Annotated in this window: 15 protein-coding genes and 1 tRNA gene; 6 read left to right on the forward strand and 10 right to left on the reverse strand. The window is 68.0% G+C overall.

The features are described 5' to 3' along the window. The first annotated feature begins 28 nt into the window (after positions 1 to 28). Positions 29 to 1,171 (forward strand): cysteine desulfurase family protein, encoded by a 1,143-nt coding sequence (locus DOE79_RS06175; RefSeq protein WP_120337735.1) that lies wholly within the window; start codon positions 29 to 31, stop codon positions 1,169 to 1,171. Positions 1,172 to 1,260: 89 nt separating this feature from the next. Here DOE79_RS06175 and DOE79_RS06180 read toward each other — a convergent pair whose 3' ends face one another. Next, entirely contained in the window at positions 1,261 to 2,247 is a 987-nt protein-coding gene (locus DOE79_RS06180) for a DDE-type integrase/transposase/recombinase (RefSeq protein ID WP_120337736.1), read from the reverse strand. Between the two features lie 35 nt (positions 2,248 to 2,282). Next, positions 2,283 to 2,732, reverse strand: coding sequence for a hypothetical protein (locus DOE79_RS06185; protein WP_120337737.1), 450 nt, complete (start codon positions 2,730 to 2,732; stop codon positions 2,283 to 2,285). 282 nt (positions 2,733 to 3,014) lie between these two features. Between DOE79_RS06185 and adhE the strand changes: the two genes are divergently transcribed. Together adhE and pstS are read left to right on the forward strand one after the other, a co-directional pair. Continuing rightward, a complete protein-coding gene (gene adhE / locus DOE79_RS06190) occupies positions 3,015 to 5,768 on the forward strand; it encodes a bifunctional acetaldehyde-CoA/alcohol dehydrogenase (RefSeq protein ID WP_120337738.1) in 2,754 nt (917 codons plus the stop codon). A 155-nt stretch (positions 5,769 to 5,923) separates the two neighbouring features. Then, positions 5,924 to 7,705: a phosphate ABC transporter substrate-binding protein PstS gene (gene pstS / locus DOE79_RS06195; RefSeq protein ID WP_120337739.1), complete on the forward strand. Its 1,782-nt coding sequence runs from the start codon at positions 5,924 to 5,926 to the stop codon at positions 7,703 to 7,705. A 50-nt stretch (positions 7,706 to 7,755) separates the two neighbouring features. On the opposite strand, the gene DOE79_RS06200 is transcribed toward pstS, so the two are convergent. Then, positions 7,756 to 8,961 (reverse strand): NAD(P)/FAD-dependent oxidoreductase, encoded by a 1,206-nt coding sequence (locus DOE79_RS06200; protein ID WP_120337740.1) that lies wholly within the window; start codon positions 8,959 to 8,961, stop codon positions 7,756 to 7,758. A gap of 150 nt (positions 8,962 to 9,111) precedes the next feature. Between DOE79_RS06200 and DOE79_RS06205 the strand changes: the two genes are divergently transcribed. Continuing rightward, positions 9,112 to 10,002 (forward strand): RNA polymerase sigma-70 factor, encoded by an 891-nt coding sequence (locus tag DOE79_RS06205; protein WP_120340194.1) that lies wholly within the window; start codon positions 9,112 to 9,114, stop codon positions 10,000 to 10,002. A 70-nt stretch (positions 10,003 to 10,072) separates the two neighbouring features. Here the strand turns inward: DOE79_RS06205 and DOE79_RS06210 are convergent. From DOE79_RS06210 to DOE79_RS06220, 3 genes are all read right to left on the reverse strand, one after another. Continuing rightward, positions 10,073 to 10,146 (reverse strand) — tRNA-Met (locus DOE79_RS06210). A gap of 176 nt (positions 10,147 to 10,322) precedes the next feature. Further along, positions 10,323 to 13,226, reverse strand: a complete 2,904-nt coding sequence (locus DOE79_RS06215) for a UPF0182 family membrane protein (RefSeq protein ID WP_181445864.1) — start codon at positions 13,224 to 13,226, stop codon at positions 10,323 to 10,325. A gap of 109 nt (positions 13,227 to 13,335) precedes the next feature. Beyond that, positions 13,336 to 14,439 (reverse strand): YlbL family protein, encoded by a 1,104-nt coding sequence (locus tag DOE79_RS06220; protein ID WP_120337741.1) that lies wholly within the window; start codon positions 14,437 to 14,439, stop codon positions 13,336 to 13,338. A gap of 141 nt (positions 14,440 to 14,580) precedes the next feature. Between DOE79_RS06220 and DOE79_RS06225 the strand changes: the two genes are divergently transcribed. Further along, on the forward strand, positions 14,581 to 15,945 hold the full coding sequence (locus DOE79_RS06225; protein WP_425455691.1) for a zinc-dependent metalloprotease: 1,365 nt from the start codon (positions 14,581 to 14,583) through the stop codon (positions 15,943 to 15,945). Between the two features lie 49 nt (positions 15,946 to 15,994). Here the strand turns inward: DOE79_RS06225 and DOE79_RS06230 are convergent, their stop codons facing one another. Beyond that, entirely contained in the window at positions 15,995 to 16,951 is a 957-nt protein-coding gene (locus tag DOE79_RS06230; protein WP_120337742.1) for a sugar-binding transcriptional regulator, read from the reverse strand. A 94-nt stretch (positions 16,952 to 17,045) separates the two neighbouring features. After that, on the reverse strand, positions 17,046 to 18,275 hold the full coding sequence (locus DOE79_RS06235) for an MFS transporter (protein WP_425455693.1): 1,230 nt from the start codon (positions 18,273 to 18,275) through the stop codon (positions 17,046 to 17,048). Between the two features lie 23 nt (positions 18,276 to 18,298). Between DOE79_RS06235 and DOE79_RS06240 the strand changes: the two genes are divergently transcribed. Then, positions 18,299 to 18,997: a maleylpyruvate isomerase family mycothiol-dependent enzyme gene (locus tag DOE79_RS06240; RefSeq protein ID WP_120337744.1), complete on the forward strand. Its 699-nt coding sequence runs from the start codon at positions 18,299 to 18,301 to the stop codon at positions 18,995 to 18,997. 23 nt (positions 18,998 to 19,020) lie between these two features. Here DOE79_RS06240 and DOE79_RS06245 read toward each other — a convergent pair whose 3' ends face one another. Together DOE79_RS06245 and DOE79_RS06250 are read right to left on the reverse strand one after the other, a co-directional pair. Continuing rightward, positions 19,021 to 19,962, reverse strand: a complete 942-nt coding sequence (locus DOE79_RS06245; protein WP_120340197.1) for a bifunctional riboflavin kinase/FAD synthetase — start codon at positions 19,960 to 19,962, stop codon at positions 19,021 to 19,023. 20 nt (positions 19,963 to 19,982) lie between these two features. Next, complete coding sequence (locus DOE79_RS06250; RefSeq protein ID WP_120337745.1) at positions 19,983 to 20,444, reverse strand: hypothetical protein; 462 nt, start codon at positions 20,442 to 20,444, stop codon at positions 19,983 to 19,985. Positions 20,445 to 20,491 lie beyond the last annotated feature (47 nt).

Genomic DNA, 20,491 nt, shown 5'->3' on the forward strand with positions numbered 1-20,491 from the left:
GCCCGGACCCGTTCTCTGGAGAGAAGCCATGATCTACCTCGACAACGCAGCCACCGCGCCGCTCCGCCGCGAGGTGGCCGAGGCCATCTGGCCGATCCTCACGCAGGGGTTCGGCAACCCGTCCAGCCACCACCGGGTGGGCGAGGCCGCGGCTGCGACGCTCAAGACAGCGCGCGGGCGCATCGCCAGGGTGCTCGGCTGCCGGCCCGGCGAGATCACCATCACCAGCGGTGGCACCGAGGCCGACAACCTCGCCCTCAAGGGCCTCGCGCTCGGCGCCCCGCGCGGCCGGCACATCATCACCACGGCCCTCGAGCACGAGGCGGTGCTCGACTCCTGCGACTACCTGCACCGGCTGCACGGCTTCGAGATCACCCTGCTGCCCACGGATGCCACCGGCCGGGTCGACCCCGCCGACCTCGCCCGGGTCATCCGACCCGACAGCACCCTCGTCAGCATCCACTACGCCAACAACGAGATCGGCACCGTGCAGCCCATCCGGGAACTCGCCGCGATCGCCCTGGCGGCGGGCGTGCCGATGCACACCGACGCCGTGCAGGCGGCCGGCTGGCTCCCGCTGAACGTGGCGGAGCTGGGCGTGGACGCGTTGAGCATCTCCGGCCACAAGCTCGGTGCCCCGCAGGGCGTGGGCGCGCTGTACCTGCGCGGCCGCCTGCCGGTCGAGCCGGTGTTGCACGGCGGCGGCCAGGAGCGCGGCAAGCGCAGCGGCACTGAGAACGTGGCCGGAGCCGTTGGCCTCGCCACGGCCCTCGACCTGGCCGAGACCGAGCGGGTCGACCTCGCGCCGCGCCTGGCCGCGCTGCGCGACGCCTTCGTTGCAGCTGTGCTCGAGAGCACCCCGGGGGCCGCGCTGACGGGTCATCCGCTGCACCGGCTGCCCGGCCACGCCTCGTTCACCTTCGCCGGCACCGGCGGGGAGGCCGTGCTGCTCGAGCTCGAGCGCTTCGACATCGTCTGCTCGAGCGGATCGGCCTGCGCCGCCGGCAGCGACGAGCCGTCGCATGTGCTCACGGCGCTGGGCGTCCCCGCCGACCTCGCCCAGACCGCGGTGCGTTTCACTCTCTCGGCCGGCACGACCGCCGCGGACCTGACCGAGGCCGCCACCCGGGTGCGCGAGGCCGTAGCCGCAGTGCGCGGCCTCGCTCCCTGACCGGCCCCGCCCACCCCGCCGCGCCCGCCCCCGCACGACGACTGCAACTGTTTCCCAATCGGACAAATGGTGCCGGCACACGGTATTTGTCAACCTGTTTGAGACAGGTTGGGTTTGGGTTTTTGGCGGGGGTCGTTGATGCATACCCGGCCCGGTAGGGCCGGGGGCTTGGGGTGTTGGGCGTAGCGTTCCGGATGCGTTCTGAATGCGGTGTTGAGGACCTGGCTTCGGCGACGGGTCACTCGGTCGGTGCGGCCGTAGTGAACGTCGTTGGGGGTGTTCCAGGCGATGCCGGAGTGGCGGTGGTTCTGGTTGTATTCGTGGAAGAACCAGCCGAAGTAGGCGCGGGCGTCATCGGTCGTGGCGAAGATCTCGGGGAATGCGAGATCGTATTTCGCGGTCTTAAATAACGCTTCGCTGTAGGGGTTATCGTTGGAGACTTTGGGCCGTGAGAAGGACTTATCGACGCCGAGTTTCTCCAGCAGCAAGGACACCGGTGTGCTCACCATCGCCGCACCGTTATCCGAGTGCAGATAGTTCGGCGCGACGCCGTGGTTCGCGGTGACCGCTTCTTGGATCAGTTCTTCGGCGAGGTCACCATCCTCGTAGGCCTCCAGCCGCCAGCCCACGACGCGGCGGGAGTAGATGTCCATGATCACGTAGAGGTGGAAGTAGCGGCCCCGGATCGTGGTCTTGAGCTTGGTGATGTCCCAGGACCACACCTGTGACGGGGCGGTCGCGACCAGCTCGGGGATCTTCTTCGGCGACCCCTCAGCCTGCCGGCGGCGCTCGTGGACCTGCCCGGCCGCGCGGGCGACGCGGTACCAGGAAGACTTCGACGCCAGGTAAACACCCGCATCCCAGGCCCGGTAAAACGCTTGGCAGATCGAGAAGCCCTCATACTCAGGGGTGTTGATCAGCGCCAGGATCTGCGCGCTCTCCGCAGTGGAGAGCGTGGCTGGCTGGTGCCGGTCCTTCTGCGGGATCGGCGCGGCCAGGCGGGCGCGGGGGCTGCGGTGCCGATAGAACGATGCCCGCGAGTAGCCGACCAACGCGCAGGCCCGCACCACCGGCATCCCCACAGCAGTCAGGTCGACGACTGTTTCGAACGCTACTCGGTGGGTTTCGGCTTCCGAAACGCGGCCGGGATCGCTGGCTCGTCCGGCAGCGGCGGGGTGCGGATTTGTGAGCTCTTGGCCAGCGCGGACAAGAGCTCTGAGGCTTTTCCCAACACCTCCACCGCGCTCTCGGACTGCTCCAACTGGGCTTTGAGGATCGCGTTTTCCTTCTGCAGCCGCAGAAATTCGATCCGCTCCTGTTTCGTCAACACGTACTTAGTCTGCCGCTGTTCCGTCTCGACCAGCAGGCCCTGCCGCTTCTCCTGACTCCACCGCGACAGCGACCTAACGTCGATCCCGACTCGGCGACAGAACGCGGACTTCGCGCCGACCTCCGCGCCCGTCGACGCGTACTGCTCCCACTGCGCAAGAATCGCGAGGCGCTCAGCAGACGTGAAATGATGCTTCCGAGTAAGCCGGGTTTGGACTTCTGACATTTCCATTTGGATGTCCTCTTCCCCGCCCTCTGCCGGCCCGTGATGAAACGATGATTTGTCTCACCACAGGCTGACACTCAGGGCACACCGGGCGCAGATGTCCGGTGCGGCACCATTTGGGCTGGTGCGGGCCGGTTCGGCGCGCACTGGCGGCGGCGCGACGGCGAACCCAGTCGCCCGCGGAAATGCCACCCGAGTGGGACCTTTGGCACGTGTTTCGGTCCCTGACGAGTCCTAAGTTTGAACCAGAGACAAAGATCCCAGATCGGGTTGTCCAGGAGGAAAACTATGACGATCACAGACCAACCAGTCGCCACTCCAATCGCCGCGCAGATCGACACCATGGTCTCTGCCGGCGCCGTCGCTTTGAAGGAATACGCGAACTTCACCCAGGAGCAGATTGACTTCATCGTCAAGAAGGCCTCCGTCGCAGCCCTGTCCAAGCACGCCGAACTCGCCGTGCACGCCGTCGCCGAAACCGGCCGAGGCGTCTTCGAAGACAAGGCCGTGAAGAACCTCTTCGCGTGCGAGCACGTCACCAACTCGATGCAGAACCTCAAGACCGTGGGCATCATCAGCCGCGACGAGATCACCGGCATCACCGAGATCGCAGAGCCCGTGGGCGTCATCTGCGGCATCACCCCGGTCACCAACCCCACCTCGACCGCGATCTTCAAGTCGCTCATTGCACTGAAGACCCGCAACCCCATCATCTTCGGCTTCCACCCGGGAGCCCAGCAGTCCTCCGTCGCCGCAGCCCGCGTCGTGCGCGACGCCGCCATCAAGGCCGGCGCCCCGGAGAACTGTATCCAGTGGATCGAAGCCCCCTCGCTCGAGGCCTCCACCCTGCTGATGAACCACCCCGGTGTCGCGACCATCCTCGCCACCGGTGGAAACGCCATGGTCCGCGCCGCGTACTCCTGCGGCAAGCCCGCCCTGGGTGTCGGCGCCGGAAACGTGCCCGCCTTCATCGAGAAGAGCGCCAAGCTCAAGCGTGCCGTCAACGACGTCGTGCTCTCCAAGTCCTTCGACTACGGCATGATCTGCGCCTCGGAGCAGGCCGTCATCATCGAAGAGCCCCTCTACAAGGAGGCGATGGCAGAATTCAAGATCCTGCACGCCTACCTCACCACCAAGGAAGAGAAGGCCCTGCTCGAAGAATTCATCTTCGGCGTCACCGCCAACTCGGAGAACTGCGCCGGCGCCAAGCTGAACCCCACCGTCGTCGGCAAGTCGCCGGTGTGGATCGCCCAGCAGGCCGGTTTCAGTGTTCCCGACGACACGTCGATCATCCTGGTCGAGGTCAGCGGAGTCGGCCCGCACGAGCCCATGACCCGCGAAAAGCTGGCCCCGGTGCTCGCCGTCATGCACGCCAAGGACGCCGAAGAGGGCATCTCGCTCTCCGAGCAGATGGTGGAATTCGACGGACTGGGCCACTCTGGCTCGATCCACAGCGAGAACCCCGCGATCATCGAGGAGTTCGGCAAGCGCGTCAAGGCCGTCCGCATCATCACCAACGCCCCCAGCTCGCTCGGTGGCATCGGTGACATCTACAACGCCTTCATCCCGTCGCTCACGCTCGGCTGTGGTTCGTACGGACACAACTCCGTCTCGAACAACGTGTCGGCGATCAACCTCATCAACGTCAAGCGCATCGGCCGGAGGAACAACAACTTGCAGTGGTTCAAGATCCCCGCGAAGACCTACTTCGAGCCGAACGCCATCCGTTACCTGGCCGACATGCGCGACGTCACCCGGGTCACCATCGTCACCGACTCGACCATGACCCGCCTGGGCTTCGTCGACAAGATCCTCGACGTGCTCAACCGCCGCGAGGGCCGTGTCGCCCTGCAGATCATCGACAACGTGCTCCCCGAGCCCACCGTCTCCGCCGTGGAGAAGGGCGCAGAGGAAATGCGCGCCTTCAAGCCGGACACCATCATCGCCCTCGGTGGCGGCTCCCCCATGGACGCCGCGAAGGTCATGTGGCTGCTGTACGAACACCCCGAAATCGAATTCGCCGACATGAAGGAAAAGTTCTTCGACGTGCGCAAGCGCGCGTTCAAGTTCCCCGACCTCGGTGAGCTCGCCAAGCTCGTCTGCATCCCGACCACCTCGGGCACCGGCAGCGAGATGACCCCGTTCGCCGTCATCACCGACGAGGTCACCGGCGTCAAGTACCCGCTGGCCGACTACGCGCTGATCCCGTCCGTCGCGATCATCGACCCCGTGCTCACGGCCATGATGCCGTCGTTCCTCGCCGCCGACTCCGGCTTCGACGCCCTGACCCACGCCACAGAGGCGTATGTCTCGGTGTACGCGAACGACTTCACCGACGGCCTCTGCCTGCACGCGATCAAGCTGATCTTCGAGAACATCGAACTCAGTGTGAAGGGATCGATCGGCAGCACCGACGACACCGTGATCAAGGCCCGCGAGAAGATGCACAACGCCGCATCCATCTCGGGCATGGCCTTCGGTAACGCGTTCCTGGGCATAGTCCACGCCATGGCCCACGTCACCGGCGCCCAGCTGCACCTGATCCACGGCCGGGTCAACGCGACCTACCTGCCGCACGTGATCCGGTACAACGGCACCGTGCCGACCAAGCTGACCAGCTGGCCCAAGTACGAGCACTACATCGCCCCGGAGCGTTTCCAGGAGATCGCCAAGCACCTGGGCCTGCCGGCCTCGACTCCCGCCGAGGGCGTCGAGTCCTACGCCCAGGCCGTCGAGCAGCTGCGCGACAAGGTCGGCATCAAGCCGTCCTTCCAGGCGCAGGGCGTGCCGGAGGAAGACTTCATCAGCCGCCTCGACTCGCTCGCCATGGGCGCCTACGGTGACCAGTGCGCACCCGCCAACCCGCGGATGCCGATGCTCGAGGACATGAAGACCCTCATGGAAGCCGCGTACTACGGCACCTCGTTCGCCGAGGTCCGCGCCGGACGCACCGCCGTCGGCGACGCGGCACTCGAGACCGGTGCAGAGGTTGCCGCCCCGGCCGCGGACGCCAAGAAGCCGGCCCGCAAGGCCGGCAAGTAGGCTCCACGCGTCACAGCAGCACCCGTTCGACCTGCACCACCCTGACGGCCCCGCACTTCTGTGCGGGGCCGTTTTTTTTGGGGCGCACCGATGTGCAGAGCCGGTGGTTCAGCCGGGGTTCACCGGCCGTCTCCAAGACGGCGTTACCGTGCAGCATGCCCAGGAACCGGTCTCCGTTTCGTCGCGCGCGCGCGTGGTCCGCGGCAGCATTCATCGTCGTCTCCGCACTGACGACGACAGCGCCCGCCCAGGCCGCCGGCTACGAGCCGATAACCGGTACGGGTTCCACCTGGTCACAGAACGCCATCGACCACTGGCGCGAGGATGTGGCCGCCGACTACGGCATGACCGTGAACTACTCCGGTGTCGGCTCCTCGGCCGGCCGGCGCGACTTCGCCACGGGCACCGTGGACTTCGCCGTGAGCGAGCTCCCGTTCCAGACCGACTCCGATGTCGACTCAGAGCCTGAAGCCCCGGGCCGAGGCTACGCCTATCTGCCCAGTATGGCCGGCGCCACTTCGTTCATGTACAACCTCACGATCAACGGCGCGCGGGTGTCGAACCTGCGGCTGAGCGGCGAGGTCATCACCAAGATCTTCACGGGCGGCATCACCACCTGGAACGACCCCGCCATCCGGGCCGACAACCCCGGCCTGGCCATGCCGGGCACGCGCATCGTCCCCGTCGTCCGCTCCGACGGCTCCGGCTCCACCGCCCAATTCAGCCAGTGGATGTCAACACAGGACCCCGCCCTGTGGAACGCGTTCTGCGCTTCAGTCGGGCGCGCGACGCCGTGCGGCGCGGTCTCGCTGTATCCCGTCACCGGCAACGCGAAGGCGTTGAGCGGGTCTTCCGGTGTGGCCGGTTACGTCAGCCAAGACTATGGGCAGGGTGCCATCACCTACGTGGAGCACTCGGCCGCCGTCGAGGCTGGCTTCCCCGTCGCCAAAGTACTCAACCAGGCCGGATACTACGTCGCACCCACGGCCGCCGCCGTAGCCGTGGCACTGTCCACGGCACAGATCGACCAGACCGCAGGGCCCAACTACCTCACCCAGGTACTCGATGGTGTCTACAACAGTGCCGACCCACGCGCCTACCCGCTCTCGGGTTACACCTACCTGATCGTGCCCACCGAGGTGGGCGGCGTGTTCACCGCCAGGAAGGGCGCCACGCTCGGCGCTTTCGCCACCTACACGCTCTGCCCAGGGCAACATCAAGCCGCCGACCTCGGCTACGCGCCGCTGCCGATGAACCTTGTGCTCGCCGGGTTCGACCAGATCGCTCGCGTTCCCGGGGCGAGCCCCGCCGGTGCGGACATCCGCTCCTGCGACAACCCCACCTTCCAGGCCGACGACTCACCGTCGAGTACCGTCCTGCTCCGAACGGCCCCCCTGCCTCCGGAGAGCGACCGCCGCTCCACAACGGTCTGCTCAGAACCGGCGGCCGGCTCGGCAGCGGGAGCTGTCGCGCTCTGCCCCGCCACCATGGCCGTGCAGGACACTGCACTGAGTCTCGAACTGCCGGCGGACACCGTGGCGGACTTCGAGTCGCCCACCCGGGTGAACGGTCTCTCCACCACCGTCGGTGTGCTGCCGCACGTCGTCGTCACCGATGGGCGGCTTCTCTCCCACCCGGGCTGGGACATCACCGCCGGCGTCGCGGACTTCCGGAACGCCGCAGACTCCACGATCACCATCGCAGCGCGCCAGCTGGGCCTCCGGCCCACACTGGTGAGCACCACGGGCAGCGCTGTGGCCGTAGCGGGTGCTCACATCGCCGGACACGCCCAGTATCCGGCCGGCTTCGCCTCCGCCGGTTCAACCGGTCTGGCCGGCACCTCGGTCTTCGGTGGTGAGATCACCCTGATCTCGCCGGCCGACAGGCCGGCTGGTGTCTATCTCTCGACCCTGACCCTGACCCTGGTCTCCCGTTAGCCCAGGTACGCGACGCCCGGCGATTCCCCCGGAGCCGTCGCAGCGGACGCTCAACTCCTGGAGTCCACGGGCCTGCGCTTGGGCCCGGCCGGGAGCATCAGAGACCCGGGACGTGTGCGCTCGCGTCGCGGCGACCCTGTGGCGATGACGGCGCAGACGAATTCCTTGACGAGCGCGCCGGCCCGGCCGGTGATCCGCAGCGGGCGCGGCTCATCCGCTGCGGTGAGCAGCTGGATTAGCCCCATTCTTCGGCCGATACTGATGCACTGGGCACCAAACCCCACATTGAGTATCGTCAGGGTCTCACCGCGCAGAACGGCCAGAACGTTGTCCGCCGCCTGGGCGCCGAGGGGCATGGCGATGGCACAGCCCATGCGCAGGTGGGAGCCGACGGAGGACGGCGGGCGTACCGCGTCCCCAGCACCGAGGATCTCCGGGTGCCGGACCGTGCGAAGCTCCTCGTCGACCAGTAACCGGCCGATGGAGTCGACGTCGAGGCCGCTGCGACGGGCGAGATCGGGCACGGCGAACGAGGCGGTCCAGACGGTGACGTCGCTGGGAATCCGCGTGCCGTCGGACAGCTCGACGGCGTCGGCCTGCACCCGGCGCACGTCGCCCCACTCCCGCACTTCGACGCCGAGCCTCGCCAGCGACCGGGCAACCGACCGCCGGGACGCCGCGGGGAGGTGCCCGAGAACCTCGCTCCGCGACACCAGGGTGACGGATGCTCCCGGGTGCCGTTCCGCGAACTCCGCCGCGGCCTCGACGCCCGTCGCACCTCCGCCGACCACGACGATGCGCTGGTCGGCCGGGCCCGTGGCGATGGCCCGGCGCGCCGATTCCGCACCCTCGACGTTGCTCAGCAGGTGCGCGTAGAGTTCGGCGCCAGGCGCACCGAGCGCGGCGACGCTCCCCACCGCGTAGACGAGGATGTCGTACGGCTCGTCGGTCACCCCGGTGTCGGTCGCCACACTGAGAACACGGGCCGGCGCGTCGATACGCAGGACCGTCCCCAGCACGACCTCGACCCGGGCGTGGAGCATCTCGTCCAGGGGAATCGCCGCGGTCACACGCACCCCGGCGGCCACCTCATGCAGGCGCACCCGTTCGATGAAATGCGGTGCCGGGTTGACCAGCCGCACGCGCACTCGGCGGCCCTCCTCGGGCGTCAGCGAGGCCTGGATCCGGTTGGCCGCCAGGATGCCGGCATAGCCGGCCCCGATGACGAGGACCGTCTGGTCGAAAGGTGTGCTCATTCGTTCTCCTTGTCGATAACTGCGCTCCGCCAGTACTGCGCGTTATCAGTACTGACCGCGGCCACCGCGCAAACGTGACACGGCAGCGCCCAGGGGCGGAGTACATTGAAAACCGTTCACAATCCCGGCCCACACGACGAGGGGATGCCGATGCGAGGCAACCGGAGCGACGCCGCCGCATCGGAGATCGACGACGTGGCGGACGAGTTCGAGTCACTGCGTCCCCGGCTCTTCGGCATCGCCTACCGGATGCTCGGCAGCACGGTTGAGGCCGAGGACATCGTCCAGGATGCCTGGATCCGGTGGCAGGGCACCGATCGTACAGGCGTCCGCAGCCCCGCCGCCTTCCTGACGACCATGACGACCCGCCTCTCGATCAATGTGGCCACCTCGTCTCGCCTGCGCCGGGAGACCTATATCGGCCCCTGGCTCCCCGAGCCCGTGCTCACCGGTGCCGATCCGGAGCTCGGGGCCGAGAATACCGAGGCACTCGAGGTCGGGATCCTGCTGCTGATGGAGCGGCTCACCCCCATGGAGCGTGCCGTGTACTTGCTGCATGAGGCCTTCGACTATCCGTACCGCGAGATCGGGGAGGTCATCGGCACCACAGAGGCCAATGCCCGCCAGCTCTCCAGGCGCGCCCGCCAACACCTCACCGAGAGCAGCGGCACCCGGGTGACCGTCGCCGAGAAGAACAGGCTGCTGCGCTCGTTCCTCGCCGCCGCTCAGAGCGGAGACGTGCAGCGCCTGCAGACTCTCCTCACCGACGACATCGTGCTCTACTCGGATGGCGGCGGGATCGTGTCCGCAGCTCGCCGGCCGGTCGAGGGTCGCGATCATGTCGGGCGGTTCCTGCTGGGTACGCTGCAGAAGCTTCAGAGCAACGTGGAGCTAGAGCTCACCGCGCTGAACGGTTCCGACGCGTTCGTCTTCCGCACGGACGGCGAGCCCTACATCGTCTGCAGCATCGGAGTGAGCGAGCACGGCATCAACCGGATCTTCTTCGTCCTGAATCCGCAGAAGCTCAGCGCCCTGCGCTGAGGCCACGACGGCGGGCACAGGCTTAACGCAAAAGTCCCGGTCTCTTTCGAGACCGGGACTCTTGTTTCTGTTGCGGGGGCAGGATTTGAACCTACGACCTCTGGGTTATGAGCCCAGCGAGCTACCGAACTGCTCCACCCCGCGCTACAAGAACTAAGTTACCACAGTTCCCCAAGCCCTTCGAATCGAGCGCTCCCCCCGGGCGAGTCGCACCCGAGTCGGTGCGGCATCCGCTTCTGCAGGCCCCGGACACAGACAAAACGCGGGCGGTGCGACCGGGTTTCCCCGGCGCACCGCCCGCGTCTGGACTCAACCGGTCGTTACTGGCCGATCAGCGTGAGCATGCTCGCGACGGTGTCGGAGAGCTTCTTGTCGGCGACCCCGAAGGCGGCGAGGTCGTTGGCGGCCAGCGCTGCCTGCTTGTCGGCGATGGCCTGCTTGGCCTGAGCCAGCAGCGTCTTCAGCTGGGCGTCGACCTCAGGGTTGCCGGTCTCGGTAGACGGAACCGTGGTGCCGTCGGTGGGCGTCTCGCCCTCCGGCGTGGTGACGGCGGGCACATCGGTGTCGCCGGCATTGGCACCGGACTCGCCACCGAAGAGCACGTTCAGAGCGGTGTCGAGGGTGTCCTCGAACGCGATCTGGTCACCGAAGGCCACGAGGACCTTCTGCAGCAGCGGATAGCTGGTCTCACCGGTGGACTGCACGTACACGGGCTGCACGTAGAGCAGGCCGCCACCGACGGGCAGCGTCAGCAGGTTGCCGTTGAGCACCGTGGACTGACCCTGCTTGAGCAGGTTGAGCTCGGCGGAGATCGTGGGGTCCCCATTGAACTTCGCCTGCACCTGGCCGGGGCCGGGTACCGTGATGTCGTTCGGCAGCGTCAGCAGTCGCAGCTTGCCGTAGCCATCCGCACGTTCACCATCGGTGGCCCCCGCATCCGCGTCGGCCGCGAGGTAACCGGTCAGAACGTTGCGGCTGGTCTCCCCGGACGCGTTGGGGATGAAGGTCGAGTACAGCGAGAACGACGGTGCTTCCTGGCCGGGCATCTGCATGGTCAGGTAGTACGGCGGCTGCAGGGTCGTGTTGGTGCTCGGCGACACGGGGTCGTTCGGCGTGGTCCACGCGTCGTCCTCGGAGTAGAAGGATCCGGGGTCGGTCACGTGGTACTTGCCGAGGATGGCGCGCTGCACCTTGAACATGTCCGCCGGGTAGCGAACGTGGCTCATCAGGTCGCCGGACATCTCGCTCATCGGCTCGACCGTGGACGGGAAGATCTTCTGCCAGGTCTGCAGCAGCGGGTCGTTCTCGTCCCAGGCGTAGAGCGTCACCGAGCCGTCGTAAGCATCGACGGTGGCCTTGACCGAGTTGCGCATGTAGTTGATGTTGTCCAGCGCGAACGGCTGCTCGGGCGTCTCGGTGTCGGCGATCGCGTTGCTCAGGCTCACGGCCGTGGAGTACGGGTAGCTGGCACTGGTGGTGTAGCCGTCCACGATCCACTTGATCCGGCCGTTCACCACGGAGGGGTACGGGGCGGAGTCGAGGGTGAGGTACGGAGCGACCTTCTGCACGCGGGTGACCGGGTCACGGTCGTAGAGGATCTGCGACTCGTCGTTGACCGCGTTGGCCAGGAAGATCTGCTCGGACTGGAACTTGAGCGCGTAGATCAGCTTGTTGAACGGGCCGTTCAGGCTCGGACCACCATCGCCCGAGAAGGTCGTGTAGGTCTGCTGGGCGCCGTCTTCGCCGGACGGGTAGTCCAGCTCGACGGGGTCGCTGCCCTCGGGGGCGCCGACGATGGAGTACGTGGGCGAGGTCTCACCGAAGTACACGCGCGGCTCGTACTCGCCGAGCGCACCCGAGGTGGGGATGCCCGATTCGAGGAAGACCGGCTGGCCGTCGGCCGAACGCTGGTTGCCGTACGCGGCGACCACACCGTAACCGTGGGTGTAGACGACCGAGGAGTTGACCCAGGTCTCGCTGCTCAGGCCGTCGAGGTTGAGGTCACGAACCGACACCACGGTGTCCTGGGACTTGCCGTCGATCGTGTACCGGTCCACCGAGAGGTTGGACGGGAACTGGTAGTACTGCTTGAACTGCTCGAGCTGCGCGAACGCGTCGCTGACCAGGGCCGGGTCGAGAATACGGATGTTGGCCGTGGTCTCGGCGTCGGCGCGCAGGGCGCCGGGTTCGGCCTCGGTCGTGGCGGTGTAGGGGATCTCTTCCACGTCCGCCACACCGTAGGCGTCGCGGGTGAGGTCGATATTGCGCTGGATGTACGGCGCCTCGAGGGTCTTCGCGCTCGGGTCGACCTGGAAGCGCTGGACGACCCAGGGGTAGAGCGAGCCGATCAGCAGGCTCGACACGATGAGCAGCGCGGTGCCGATGACGGGCAGGCGCCAGCGGCCGATGAAGGCCGTGACGATGAAGAGGATCGCGACGAACACGGCGATGCCGGCGAGGATGGCGCGGCCAGGGATGGTCGCGCTGACGTCGGTGTAGCCGGCGCCGGTGATCAGGTCGTTGGCCTGGGTGAGGGTGGAGTACTGGTCGAGCCAGATGCTCACGCCCTGCAGCAGCAGGTAGACGGCGGCGGTGACGGCGATCTGCACCCGCGCGGCCTTGGCCACGTAGACCTCGCGGCCGGTGATGCGGATGGCGCCGTAGAGGTAGGAGGTGGCCAGCGCGACGAGGGCGGAGATCAGCACGACGGCCGAGCTGAACGCGAGCAGCGACTGGTAGAACGGCAGGTCGAAGAGGAAGAACGAGACGTCGAAGCCGAACTGCGGATCCGTGGTGCCGGCATCCGTGCGGTTGATCCACATCAGAATGGTCTGCCAGTGCGTGGCAGCGGCCACGCCGGCGAACAGGCCCAGCAGGGCGGGGATGCCGTACATCGCGAGGCGACGCAGCGGCTCGATGACCTGCTGGTAGCGGTCGATCTGCGAATTGAGCTTCGCGTAGACGGGACGCAGGCGGTAGGCCAGCTGGATGCTCACCCAGACCGGGATCGCCATGCCCAGGAAGCCGACCACGAACAACACGGCACCGGCGACCCACTGGGTGGTCAGGACGCTGAGGAAGCCGAGTTGGTCGAACCACAACACATCCGCGTACAGCCCGGCGAAGATGAAGAACAATATCACCAGCCCTGCGATGATCGCTGCCGTGATGGCTAGCGGGGCACGGCTCCGACGTGGAGCGCTTCCGGCGGATGATGAAGTCACGAATTGGCCTCTTGCTCTGATAGATCGGGGGTCAGACCCTCATTCTATGCAGCGAGTCTCGGGGCAAACCCCCAGTTCGCTGAGGGCTCACCCAGAAGAGGCGCTGCTATCAGCCCGCAGGGCAGGTCGGCAGGGCGCTCGTGTCGGCGCCCGTGCGGATGGCGTCGAGGGCTGCGAGCGAGTCGTCGAGCGTGCTCACGGCGAAGACTGTGAGCCCGTCCGGAATGTGGCCGGTGACCTCGTCGCAGTTGGCGGCCGGGGCGAGGAACCAGTCGGCGCCCGCGTTGCTGGCGCCGAAGAGCTTCTGGCGGATGCCGCCGATGGGCCCGACGGTGCCGGACTGGTCGATGGTTCCGGTGCCTGCGACATCCGCCCCGCCCTGGAGCGAGCCGGGGGTGAGCTTGTCGATGATCCCCAGGGCGAACATCATGCCGGCGCTGGGGCCGCCGACCTTGTCGAGCTGGATGTCGACGTCGAACGGGAACTGGTACTCGGACTTGACGTTGATGCCCAGCACCACGTTGCCGCTGATGTCGGCCGGGGTGACCTCGACGCTCTGCTCGGCGCCGTCGCGGCTGAGCCCGATGGTCACCGGGGTGTCTGCGCCGCTCTCCGTGAGCGCGGCGCGCAGGGCGGTGATGTCGGTGACGGCCTGGCCGTTCACCGATTCGATGAGGTCGCCCTCTTTGATCAGGCCGGTCGCCGGGGCGTCGTCGGCGAGGGAGACCACGCTCAACTCGGTCGGATAGTCATAGCCGAGGTTGGTGAGCGCCGCCGCGATGGCGTCCTGCTGGGAGTTCACCATGGCCACCTGGTTCTGCTCGTCGCGTTCCTCGGTGGTGACGTCGGCCGGGAAGACCGACTCGAGCGGAACCACGGCCTGGCTCGGGTCGAGCCAGGCGGAGGCCACCGTGAGCCAGTTCAGGCGGTTGTCCGGGTTGCCCAGCACCGACACCGTGAGCAGGTCGAGGCTGCCTTCGGTGGGGTACACGGTCTCGTCGGGGATGGTGATGAGGTCTTTCTTCTCCCCCTCGTAGTCCGCTGAGCCGAGCGTGTTGTAGACCGGGCCCGGCTTCTCGACGACGTACGGCGAGGGAACGACGGCGAGCGTGAGGCCCGTGACCAGCGCGATGCCCAGCACCACCCAGCCGGTGCGGGAACCGCGGCGGCGGGGGGCGGAGCCTAGGGACGAATCATCGGTGAAGAGGGCCACCAGGCTCCTTAAAGGGGTGAACGGGGTCGTGAGCGGTGTTCGCGACAGGCGGACACCGCAAGGACCCAGCGTAGGTCATTTCCCAGTTCTGGCCGGGGTTCTCGGGCTAGCGTAGAGGCAAGCAACTGAGAGGTGCCTGAAGTGGCCGATGACTCCCGACCCGACGAGGGTCAGAACCCCGAAGATGAATTCCGGGACATGCTCCGAGACATCCTCTCGGGTAAATCGTCGATCGACCCCGGCCAGTTGGCCGGCGCGGCCGGTCTTCCCAACGACCCGGCGAGTGTCGCCGCTCTGATGAACCAGCTGCAGGGCGCTCTCCGCGCCGGTGGCGGCGACGGCGGCATCAACTGGGACATCGCCCTGCAGCAGGGCCAGGAGCGCGCCGCCACCGGCGCACACAGCACCACGCCGGCCCAGCGCGCCGAGCTGGAGCAGGCCTTCCACATCGCGGCCCTCTGGCTCGACGACGTGATCTCGGTCGCCGAGCTCACGGTCGAACCGCGCCTGATGACCCGCAAGGAATGGGTCACCGCCACGATGCCGCTCTGGAGCCAGCTGGCCGAGCCCGTCGCGACGAGCATCTCCGACTCGCTCACCTCGGTGCTCAGCGAACAGGCGCCGGAGGAGCTCAAGGGCATGCTCGCCGGAGCCAGCCAGATGATGCGGAGCCTCGGCGGCACCCTGTTCGCCATGCAGCTGGGTCAGGTCGTCGGCCAGCTCTCCAGCGAGGTCGTCTCCGGTGGAGACATCGGCATCCCACTGTTCGGCGACCAGCAGGCCGCCCTGCTCCCCCAGAACGTCGCCGAGTTCGGTGAGGGCCTCGACGTGCCCATGGACCAGGTGCAGATCTACCTCGCGGTGCGCGAACTCGCCCACGCGCGTCTCTTCCGGCACTCCCGCTGGCTGCGCCTGCACATGATCACCTCGATCACCGAGTTCGCCCACGGCATCAGCATCGACACCTCCCGTCTCGAGTCACTGGCCGAGGGCTTCGACCCGTCGAACCCCGAGGAACTGCGAGACGCGATGGTGAACGGTTCGCTGATCCCGCCCAAGACCGACGCCCAGCTGGCCGCCCTCGGCCGGCTCGAGACCATGCTGGCCCTCGTCGAGGGCTGGGTCGACGTGGTCACGGTGGAGGCCACCAGCCGCCTGCCGCGCGCCGACGCCATCAACGAGACCGTCAAGCGCCGCCGCGCCTCCGGCGGACCCGCAGAATCCGCGTTCGCCACCCTGGTGGGCCTCGAGCTGCGCCCGCGGCGCCTGCGGGAGGCCGCCGCGATGTGGCAGGCCGTGACGGATGCCGTGGGCAACGAAGCCAGGGACGGCCTGTGGGCGCACCCGGACATCCTGCCCACCTCGGCCGACCTCGACGACCCGCAGGCCCTCGTGGCGCGCCTCACGAGCACCGCCAGGGGTGAGGCTCCCGTACTGGACGAGGTGGACCAGGCCCTCGAAGACCTGCTGCGCGACGACAACCCCGATCGCCCGCACGAGGCGTAACCCCTCCCGCGACCTGTGACCTAAGCCCCGAAAGCGCGTTTTTCGGGGCTTAGCTCACGGTTCGCGGACCGAGGAGCGCGTGCGCCGTATCCTCGTCGGTGATCAGGACCGTGCAGAGGCCGGACAGCACGACGGATCTGGCGATCGCGTGCTTGCGCGGTCCGCCGATCACGGCGATCGCCGTGCGGGACCTGCGCAACTGGTCGAGTGAGATCCCGAAGGTGCGTTCGTCCAACGCAGGGTCGACGATCTGCCCGTCGCTGTCGATGAACCGGCCGACGACGTCCCCCACCGCGCCCTTGCGCACGAGTTCGGCGATCTGCTCCGGCGTGAGGTAGCCGCTGTCCACGTGCGCCGAATCCTCGTCGGCCTGCCCCGCGCTGAACAGGTAGGCGGAGGCCGCCGCCCCCATCTCGAGCACCCCGGCCACCGAGCGGTCGGAGGCGATGGCCTGTTTGGTCTCCACCCGTTCGAGGATGGCGGGGCTGGGCAGCAGGGTGAACTGCCCTGCACCCTTCTGCGCGATGCTCACGGCCGTGGCCGCTGCGGTGCCTGGGCGGGCGTTCAGGCTCACCCCGCCGTTGATCTGCACGACGTTCACGCCGCTGGCCCAGCCGGGCTTGAGTTGCAGGGAGATGTCGTGCAGGGTGCGGCCCCAGCTGATGCCGAGGGTGCGCGGCACTGGGCGGAGTGCCGTGAGGTAGTCGGCGGCCGCCTGCGCGGTGCGTTTCTGCAGGTCGAGTTCGTCGACGACGCCGGCTGTCGACACCACGACCACGTCGGCCAGGCCCGTGGCCTGGCGCAACTGGCGTTCAAGGCCGAGGCGGCGGGCGCGCGGATGCACGATCTCGATGCGGATGAATCCTTTGGCCTTGGCCTGCGCCAGCAACCGGCCGACCTTCCAGCGGGTGAGCCGGAGGATGGTGCCGATCTCGTCCTGGGTCTTGTCTTCCTCGTAGTACAGCTCCGCGGCCCGGATGGACAGGAGCTCATCGATGTCAGTCATCAGCTTGGTGCCTTCCCACGTCCCCCCAGCGTAAGTGGACCTGATCGGCCGGAACAACTCTTGTCGGCGAGGTCGCTCATCTGAGCTGGCCGGCTCAACGGCCCCGGTGGCGCTCCAGGTCGTCCTCGAGCAGGTGCGGGCGGGCGATCACGGCGCCGGCCACCGTGACCGCGAGGGCGGTGCAGATGAGGAAGATCAGCGGGGCGGTCCAGCCGCCGGTGAGCTCGTGCAGCAGTCCGACGCTCAGCGGCCCGAGGGCGCCGAGGGTGTAGCCAACGCTCTGCACGAAGCCGCTCAGCGCCACAGACCCCTCGTGGGTGCGGGTGCGCAGGTTGATCAGCACGAGCGCCAGCGGGAAGAACAGCGGGCCGAGCCCGGCCAGCACGACCCAGAGCCAGGTGAGGGTGGCCGGGGCGAGCAGCAGGCCGAGGTCGCCGAGCAGGAAGGCCACGACGCCCACGTAGACCAGCACGGCGACGTTCTTCATCCGCGCCGTCAGCCAGGGAATCAGCAGTGCGCAGGGGATGCCCATGGCCGCGTACACCGACAACAGGGTGCCGGCCTGGGCCGGGGTCACCCCCGCGTTGTCGACGAGCAGCTGCGGCAACCAGGCGAACATGGCGTAGGCGTTGAGCGAGGAGGCGGCGAAGACCACCGCGAGCGCCCAGGCGATCGAGGACCGCCAGATCTGGCCGAGCATGGCCGGCTGGGCCTCGTCGATCAGCGCGGCGGGCGTGGACTCGACGCGGTGCCGCACGAACATGCTCACCCACGGCACGAGGGCGATCAGGGCCGGCACCAGCCACAGGCCGAGCGACACCCGCCAGCCGGCCGCATCCGCGACCGGAACCGCGATCAGCGGCGGGATCAGGGTGCTCAGCGACACCACCGTCACGTACAGGGAGGTGACCAGGCCGACCCGGTCGGGGAAGTACTTCTTGACCAGCGGCGGCAGCAGCACATTGCCCACGCCGAGCCCGGCGAAGGTGATGACGCTGCCCACAACGAGCATCCCGAACGACCCGGCCAGACCGCGCGTGACGTGGCCGGCGAGCATCGCCAGCAGGGCCAGTACCAGCACGTTCTCCAGGCCCAGGCGGCGGGTGTAGACCGGGGTGAAGATGCCGAACACCGCGAAGCACACCGGCGGCAGCATGCCGAGCACGCCGATGGCTGTCGAGCTCAGTGGGATGTCGGCGCTGATCTGCCCCACGATGGGCGAGAGGGCGGCAACGGCGGTGCGCAGGTTCGCGGCCACCAGCACGATTCCGACGAGGGCCAGGGCACGGCCGGACCAGAGGGGACGGGGCGGGCTCACTGACACCGTGCAAGTCTAGGCTGGACGACATGGCCAACTTCGCGCGCGACCTCCCCCTGAGCCTCCGCAGCGTCGGCAACGAGTCCGGCGTGAACGCCCGCTGGTCCGGGCACCTCGCGGCCACCCTCACGGCCGTCGCCGACCTGCTCGACGCCCTCACCCCCGAGCAGTGGGAATCATCGAGCCTGTGCGGCGGGTGGCGGGTGCGCGATGTCGCCGGGCACCTGGTCTGGCGGTTGGGCAGCAGCCGCAGGCAGCTTCTGGGCAGTGCCGCCCGCGCCTACCTGGGTCATCACCTGCGTCCGGCCAAGGCGATCGACGCCGTGAGCCGGGCCGCAGCCGAGGCCGAACCCGCGGCGCTCGTGTCCAGGCTCCGCGAGATAGCCGCTGAGCGCGCCGCCGGGGTGGGCCGTGGCGGCATTATCGAACTCAGCGAAGCCGTGGTGCACGGCCTCGACGTGGCCGAGCCCCTCGGCCTCCCCCTGCCGGTGCACGCCACGGCGGGTGGCGCGGTGGCGCTTCGCCGCAGCCTGATCGCCCCCACCGAGATCAAAGCCGTTCTGCGCATCCGCCGCCTCGAAGCGACCGATGCCGACTGGAGCGTCGGTCACGGCACGCCGCTGCCCGGCACGGCGCGCCAGCTGCTGCTGTTCCTGTTCGGCCGCGGACCGTTGCCCAGCGAGGCAGACCGGACATCCGACGACGCGGGCAGTGCCCCGGAAGGCTGAGCCGGGCGGGCTGGTCGAACGGGTCAGTCGAACGGGCGGTGCAGGATCGCCCGGGTCTTCACGACGTCGTCTTCGATCTGGCGGATCAACGGTTCGATGCCGGTGAAGGCCACCATGCCACGGATGTGCTCCACAAAGGCGACCTCGACGACATGGTCGTACAGGTCGATCTCCTGGTCGAGGACGTAGGCCTCCACCTGCTTCTGCGGCACGCCGTCGAAGGTGGGGTTGTTGCCGATGGAGATGGCGGCCGGGTAGCGGGCGCCGTGGTCGGTCAGCCAGCCGGCGTAGACACCGTCGGCGGGGATCAGGCCCTCGGAGTCCGGGGACAGGTTCGCGGTGGGAAAACCCAGTTCGCGGCCCCGCGCCGCTCCGTGCACGACCACGCCGCGAACGGTGGGCAGGTGCCCGAGCAGCCGGGTGGCGGAGCGCACATCGCCGGTGGAGAGCAGCTCCCGGATCCAGGTGGAGGACACCCGGCGTTCGCCGTGCGGCATCACGTCGTCGATCAGTCGCACGTCGAAACCGTACTGCCGACCGAGCTCGGTGAGCAGGTCGGCGTCGCCGGCACCCTTGGCGCCGAACCTGAAGTCCCGGCCCACCGACACGTGCTTCGCGTGCAGGGTGTCCACCAGGATGTCGCGCACGAAGTCCTCGGGCGGCAGCGAGGACAGCGCGTGGTCGAAGGTGAGCACGACAGTGGCGTCGATGCCGGTCTCGGCGAGCAGGTCGAGCTTCTGCGACACGCTCACGAGCTCCGTGGGGCACTTCGCGGGATTCAGCAGGGCCAGCGGATGGCGGTCGAAGGTCACGACGACCGACGCCAGGCCCTCGCGCCGGGCGAGGCTGTTGAGCTCGGCGATCACGGCACGGTGCCCGGCGTGCACGCCGTCGAACTTACCGATGCTCACGGCCGATTCCGGCCAGTCGGCCGGCACTGCCGCGACCCCGTCGAGCACCTTCATGGGAGTGATCTGGGCGCCGGTCACGCTGCGGCACCGTTCCGGCCGGCCCGCTCCGGGGCGTGCCGGGCCAGCCACCACATGCCGAGGATCGGCAGCACGAGCGGGATGAACACGTAGCCTCGCCCGTAGACAGACCAGACGGTGTCGTGCGGGAAGAGTTGCGGATCGACCAGGCTCAGGGTTCCGATCACGAGCACGCCGAGCAGCTCGAAGCCGATGGTGATCCAGGCCACGCGATACCAGAACGCACCGCGCTTGATCAGGGCGACCGTCGCGACGATGTAGACCACGGCCGCGAGCGCGGACAGCGTGTATGCCACGGGTGCCTGGTCGAACTTGCCGACGATCTGCACGAAGGAGCGGCCGGTCGCGGCGAGCGCGAGCACCCCGTAGACCATGATCAGCACACGACCGATGCCGGTCACCCGGCGGGGCGTGGTGCCGGTGGCGTTGTCTCCGGAATCGGTCTTGAGCTCATTCATCGCTCAGTAATTATCGCAGCATCTTCGGGTGCCCCGGTGCCGGGCGC

This window comes from Cryobacterium soli, assembly GCF_003611035.1.
Taxonomy (GTDB): domain Bacteria; phylum Actinomycetota; class Actinomycetes; order Actinomycetales; family Microbacteriaceae; genus Cryobacterium; species Cryobacterium soli.

Coding starts and splice junctions, on each gene's coding strand:
- DOE79_RS06175 (WP_120337735.1), top strand. CDS start 29: ATGATCTACCTCGACAACGCAGCCACCGCGCCGCTCCGCCGCGAGGTG.
- DOE79_RS06180 (WP_120337736.1), bottom strand. CDS start 2,247: ATGCCGGTGGTGCGGGCCTGCGCGTTGGTCGGCTACTCGCGGGCATCG.
- DOE79_RS06185 (WP_120337737.1), bottom strand. CDS start 2,732: ATGGAAATGTCAGAAGTCCAAACCCGGCTTACTCGGAAGCATCATTTC.
- adhE (WP_120337738.1), top strand. CDS start 3,015: ATGACGATCACAGACCAACCAGTCGCCACTCCAATCGCCGCGCAGATC.
- pstS (WP_120337739.1), top strand. CDS start 5,924: ATGCCCAGGAACCGGTCTCCGTTTCGTCGCGCGCGCGCGTGGTCCGCG.
- DOE79_RS06200 (WP_120337740.1), bottom strand. CDS start 8,961: ATGAGCACACCTTTCGACCAGACGGTCCTCGTCATCGGGGCCGGCTAT.
- DOE79_RS06205 (WP_120340194.1), top strand. CDS start 9,112: ATGCGAGGCAACCGGAGCGACGCCGCCGCATCGGAGATCGACGACGTG.
- DOE79_RS06230 (WP_120337742.1), bottom strand. CDS start 16,951: ATGACTGACATCGATGAGCTCCTGTCCATCCGGGCCGCGGAGCTGTAC.
- DOE79_RS06240 (WP_120337744.1), top strand. CDS start 18,299: ATGGCCAACTTCGCGCGCGACCTCCCCCTGAGCCTCCGCAGCGTCGGC.
- DOE79_RS06245 (WP_120340197.1), bottom strand. CDS start 19,962: ATGAAGGTGCTCGACGGGGTCGCGGCAGTGCCGGCCGACTGGCCGGAA.
- DOE79_RS06250 (WP_120337745.1), bottom strand. CDS start 20,444: ATGAATGAGCTCAAGACCGATTCCGGAGACAACGCCACCGGCACCACG.